This window comes from Streptomyces sp. NPDC037410, assembly GCF_055602235.1.
Genome location: NZ_JBVJWR010000002.1, coordinates 1 through 4,874 on the forward strand (window position 1 = coordinate 1; position 4,874 = coordinate 4,874).

The window sequence follows — 4,874 nt, forward strand, 5'->3', positions numbered from 1 at the left end:
CAGATCGTCCCGTCCGGGGCCTGGACGACGCCGCTGTAGCCCCACAGCGACTTCGCGGCGGGCTTCAGCACCGTGGCGCCGGCGTCGACGGCGGCACGGACGAAGCCGTCGACGGTGGCCGGCCCGGACACCGTGAGCGCCAGGGTGAAGCCGCGGAATCCCGTCGAGTGTGCCTCGGACGCCCGCAGGCGTACGTACGTGTCCACACCGAAGGCCGTGTAGAAACGGTGGGCGGCCTCGGGGTCGGCCACCTCGAGGGTGACGGACGCGAGGGACGTGTGGGCTGCGGTGGAAGCGGTGGTTGCCATGACCATCACGCTAGGGGGTGGGTGGCGGCCGGGGCTTCTCGATTCCTGACCGGTCGCGCGACCAGCTGCGCGACGCACGCCGGCATCCCCTCCACCTTGATCGCCGTCCCGCATCGCGGGCCGTACCCGCAGCATCGGCATGGCCGGCCGTCCGCATCCGCCGTCGCCCGCTCAATGCGACGCGTCATCAGGTACGCGTAGGCCGACTCACCGTAGGCGACCCGGAACCGGCGACTCAGTGGCCGGGTGGACAAGTTCACATCACGGGCGAGCGCCTCCACGTTCAGCGGCTGCGCGTCTCCCTGTCGATCCGGTCGCGGACGCGGCGCAGCCGCGCAAAATCAGCCAGGCGTTGCGCCTGTACGCGTGCACGCCCCATTCAGGCTCACACATGAGAGCCCTTCCCTTCGTCGTTCATCTCCTGACGTCTGGAGTGCCCGCTGGAACGACCGAAGTTCGGCGCTCATGTACGCCCGGCCGGGCGGCACCGTGCCCATCGCCGCGATGTTCCGCCTCGTAAGTGGCAACTGGCACATCCTCGACGTCCTCCACCACGACCGCCTCTCCCCGCGCATCCACGACGGTGCGTTCTCCGCGATGGACCTCACCGCACGCCACCCGCGCACGAGGAGCTGCTGTCCACTGCCATGGTGCAGACCCTCGCTGCCGCCGACGAACTCCAGCACGACCCTTCAAACAAGAGCTGACCTACGACGGTGTGCGGGCCCCTGAGGTGAAGGGCAATATGCGCGGGCGTCGCCCGGCCGTCACGGGCGAGACGATCTCTGGGGCGTGTCCCCGAGCGGTACCACGGCGACGGGCGCCGGGCTGTGGTGGATCACCGCGTGCGCGACGTGGCCCAGGTGCGGGCCGAGCGGGACGGTCCTCCCCCGGCGGCCGACAACCACCAGCTCCGCGTCATGAGACGCCTCCACCAGTTGGTACGCGGCGGATCCGACGACGTCCTTGGCTGCCACCTCGACCCCTCGGTAACTCCGCCGCCACGGCTCCAGCAGCTGGTCGAGGCCGTCGGCCAGGGCCGAGCCGAGCTCCTGGCCGGACCTCGGGTCCGCGATCGCCGCGTAGCCGTACGAGGCGGGCAGGGTCCAGCTGTGCAGGAAGAGCAGGGGGCGGTTTCGGCGGGCGGCCTCGCCGAAGGCGAAGGCAAACAGGGGCTCGCACGAGTGGAGAACGTCCACCCCCACGACGATCGACCCGCCGGAGCGCGTCTGCTCACCCTCCCTGACCAGGACGCAGGGCTGCCGGGCCCGGCCCACGACGGCAAGTGAGACGGAGCCGATGAGGTAGCCGACGACCGAGCCGAGCGCGCGGGATCCGAGCACCGTCACCTCGGCGTCGTTAGCGCAGGCGGTCAGTTCCTGGTCGGCCCTGCCGCGGCACCGTTCGGTGGTCACCTCGAGATCGGGATGAGCGGCGCGTGCCTTGTCCGCCGTGTCCCGCAGCAACTGCTCGGTGCGGTCCGCCAGTTTCAGGGTGAAGGCAAGCGGGATCTCGGGGGTGTTCGGCCTTTCGTCCACATGGACCAGATGGAGGGGAACCTCGCGGAGTGTCGCGGCCCGGGCGGCCCACTCCGCCGCGGCGATGCTTTCGGGCGAGCCGTCGAGACCGACGACGACCTGGGCTGTCATGGGGGCCTCCCTACGGGGTGCCGATGCGTCCGGAGTCCAGCGTCCCGCGCGGCCGGCCGGCGCGGGGAGGGCCGACAGGGTTGGACAGGGACCGAACGGCCCATTCTGAGTGTCCCCGAGCGGTGTCAGAGTTGAAGGTGCCGCCCCGAAGAACGGTTCTCCGGCCGCAGGACACACGCCCGAGGAGGATCACCGAGCAGCGACATGCCGTCCACCCGGAGTTCGGCACCGTCGTCGTGGGAGTCGACGGCTTCCCATCCGACAGGCTTACGCCGGGGGAAGGCCTTCGTCAGCTTCCCCGTCGGCCTGCTGGCGATGGCCCACTTCGCCCGCGCCGAGCACAAGTCCGCCCGCGCGTGGCTCAAGGGTGCGGCTGCCCCGGCGGTGGCGCTCACCCCTCGTAGTGAACCTGCTGCGAGAACGACTGACCCGCCGGCCGAGGGGATCTGCGGGCACGGCTCTCTGAGGCCGTCGGAACATGGTGGTCCTGCCGTTGTGGCTGATGTCGCCGACGCCCCTGTCTCTGGCACGGTATCGAGGCGCTGGATCCAATGCCAGTGGGTCCCGGACGCCTTCGTTGAGTATGATTTGCGAAATTCGTAAATTCGTTAGTTGATGAGTCATACAAGTGCGCTGGTCAGGAGTGTGATGTGAGCACGTTCGCCGAGGCGGTGCTGGAGCGGGCCCGTGCGGCACGGGCGCGGCTGGAGGCAGCTTTCGAGGCGGAGGACGCCTACGAGGCGGCCCTTGCCGAGGACGAACTGGACGACGCTCTCCGTCTCGCCCGCAAACACGGCATCGAGGTCGGAGAGCGGGGTGAGACGTGAACTCCTCACGGGTCCCGCTGCGCCAGGCCAAGGGGTTTCTTCGGGATGCTCAGGCATCCGGTGTGCATCCGTGTCCTGGCACTGCTCCAGGACGGTCCCAAGCCGGTGCGCGCTCTCCTCACGGGCCGGATCGAGCCGTCGATTCTCCAGCGGCACGTTTCCCTATCCCGGGCTGGGGTGCCGGCGGCACCGAAGGCGTCGGACGGTGAGGACATGACCGAGAAGGAAGCACGCGACGAAGGGGACCTGGAGAGGTGGAAGGAACGAGGCGTGATGCTGCGCGTGTTCGTCTACGTCTTCGCGACGCACCTCTTCGCCGGATTCGTCTGGCTGCTCTTCTATGTGGGGCAGCACGCGCCGAAGTAGAGACGCAGGAAGGTGCTGCGGGACATGAGACTTGAGAAGGGAATCGTCGAGTGATCGCTGTCGTAGGACATGGTGACCTCACCACTCAGGCCCTGACACTGCTGGAGTCCGAGCTCCGCTCTCGCCTGGCCGCGTTCGCGAAGGCGGGGAGGGCGGGTCTGGTGCGTGCGGGGCAGGGCCTGCCCCTCGCGGCCGGGCGCGCCGCGCGGGCTGCGGGGATGGCACTCGTCACCGTGCTGCCGTCGAAGGCGGGCCTGCCGGTCATGCCGTGGTCATCCGACCACAAGGCGGCCGGTGAACTGCTGATGCTCTCGGAGCGAGTGCGGCTGCTTGAGTTCGATCCGGCGGACCCCGCATCGTGCGTACGTGCCGACGAGTCGCTGCTACGGGCTTGTGCGCGGGTCCTCGCCGTGTGGGACGGCTCTCCATCGAACGCCTGGGACCCGACCGCCCACCTCGTGGCCTTCGCCCGGGCCCGCGGGATCAAGGTCGACGTTCTGTGGCCGTCGGGCGCGACCCGGACGCCCCGCATCGCGTAAGGCCTCATGGGGACCGCTGGCGCGCCGGGTGTCCGTGATGCCGCGGCGGTCGTGGGCGTCGCCCGTCATCCGGACGACGTCGTGGTCCGGCGCCGTTCCGGCGGAGACCATCACCGGAGCCGGTCAGAGGTGGTTCCCGCCTGGGCCAGGTTGAAGCTCCACACGTGTCCCACCACGACCACGACGACTTCGGGCACAGAGGCCGACGTCAGGTGTCGCGGGCAGCGGGCCGCGAGGGTGCCGTCAGTCCTGCGCCGCCAGGCGCCGTACCTCCGCCAGCGCCTCGCCCACCGCCGCCGGGATGTCCGTCACCGGGAAGCGTGTGTGCCGCACCGTGCGGTCGCGGTCCACCACCAGAACGGCCCGCTTCAGCCGTAGCAGTTGCCCGGCTCGGAAGGTGGGCAGTCGCAGGGCGGCGGCGAGGTGCAGGTCGACGTCCGAGAGAAGGGTGAACGGGATGCCCTCCTCGACCGCGAACACCCTCTGCTCGTCCGGGCGTTGGGTGCTGATACCGCGTACCTCCGCGCCCGCCGCACGGAAGTCCTCGTACGCGTCCCGGAAGAGCCGGTTCTCCAGCGTGCAGCCGACGGTGCCGGGGATGCCCGACCAGCCGTCCGGCAGGGGGCCGGGTCTCCCGGTCGCCGGATAGCAGAACAGGACGGTGGCCACGCCGTCGGCCACCGGGTCCACCGGTACGCCGTCCCGGTGGCCCGGCAGCTCCAGGCGTGGCAGCCGCTCGCCCGCCAGGGCCACGACCCGCCGCGCCTCCGCGCCTGCCTCGTCGGCGGTGCCGCTGAGCGAGCCGTCGCCGAAGACCCAGCGGTCCGCCCAGTCCTGCATCGACAGCAGCACCGGCAGCAGCCCCCGGCCGCTCTCCGTCAGCCGGTACTCGTGCCGCACCGGCCGGTCCTGGTACGGGACCTTCTCCAGGACCCCCGTCTCCACCAGGTGCGCCAGGCGCTCGGTGAGCACCTTCCGGGAGATGCCCAGCTCCTCCTGGAGCGCGTCGAACCGGTGACGCCCGCGCGCTGTCTCCCGGATGAGGAGCAGGCTCCACCAGTCGCCGACCACCGCCGGGGGGGGGGGGGGGGGGGGGGGGGGGGGGACCCCTCCCCCCCCCTCTCTCCCCCCCCTCTCTCAGCGGGGTTTCCCGGGTCTCCCCTTTTTTCTCTGTGGTCATTTCTC

Annotated in this window: 6 protein-coding genes and 1 pseudogene; 3 read left to right on the forward strand and 4 right to left on the reverse strand. The window is 70.5% G+C overall.

Translation table 11 applies throughout. From position 1 onward, the window contains the following. The 3 genes and pseudogenes from ACZ7HT_RS02910 to ACZ7HT_RS02920 form a co-directional block, all read right to left on the reverse strand. On the reverse strand, positions 1 to 314 hold a 314-nt coding region (locus ACZ7HT_RS02910), incomplete at its 3' end, for a VOC family protein (protein WP_471159068.1). Further along, positions 314 to 701 (reverse strand): annotated as a pseudogene (locus ACZ7HT_RS02915) (AraC family transcriptional regulator). The gene ACZ7HT_RS02910 and the pseudogene ACZ7HT_RS02915, both read right to left, overlap by 1 nt. A gap of 374 nt (positions 702 to 1,075) precedes the next feature. Further along, a complete protein-coding gene (locus ACZ7HT_RS02920; RefSeq protein WP_471159070.1) occupies positions 1,076 to 1,957 on the reverse strand; it encodes a universal stress protein in 882 nt (293 codons plus the stop codon). Positions 1,958 to 2,607: 650 nt separating this feature from the next. Here ACZ7HT_RS02920 and ACZ7HT_RS02925 point away from each other — a divergent pair. The 3 genes from ACZ7HT_RS02925 (at position 2,608) to ACZ7HT_RS02935 (ending at position 3,689) form a co-directional block, all read left to right on the forward strand. Then, complete coding sequence (locus ACZ7HT_RS02925; protein WP_471159072.1) at positions 2,608 to 2,784, forward strand: hypothetical protein; 177 nt, start codon at positions 2,608 to 2,610, stop codon at positions 2,782 to 2,784. Positions 2,785 to 2,997: 213 nt separating this feature from the next. Continuing rightward, positions 2,998 to 3,150, forward strand: a complete 153-nt coding sequence (locus ACZ7HT_RS02930; RefSeq protein ID WP_471159075.1) for a DUF6126 family protein — start codon at positions 2,998 to 3,000, stop codon at positions 3,148 to 3,150. 50 nt (positions 3,151 to 3,200) lie between these two features. Further along, a complete protein-coding gene (locus ACZ7HT_RS02935) occupies positions 3,201 to 3,689 on the forward strand; it encodes a hypothetical protein (protein WP_471159077.1) in 489 nt (162 codons plus the stop codon). Positions 3,690 to 3,932: 243 nt separating this feature from the next. Here ACZ7HT_RS02935 and ACZ7HT_RS02940 read toward each other — a convergent pair whose 3' ends face one another. Continuing rightward, complete coding sequence (locus ACZ7HT_RS02940; RefSeq protein ID WP_471159079.1) at positions 3,933 to 4,760, reverse strand: winged helix-turn-helix transcriptional regulator; 828 nt, start codon at positions 4,758 to 4,760, stop codon at positions 3,933 to 3,935. Positions 4,761 to 4,874 lie beyond the last annotated feature (114 nt).

Bases quoted from the DNA above. Each gene is read 5' to 3' on its own strand.
- ACZ7HT_RS02930 (WP_471159075.1), top strand. From the start codon at position 2,998: ATGACCGAGAAGGAAGCACGCGACGAAGGGGACCTGGAGAGGTGGAAG.
- ACZ7HT_RS02920 (WP_471159070.1), bottom strand. From the start codon at position 1,957: ATGACAGCCCAGGTCGTCGTCGGTCTCGACGGCTCGCCCGAAAGCATC.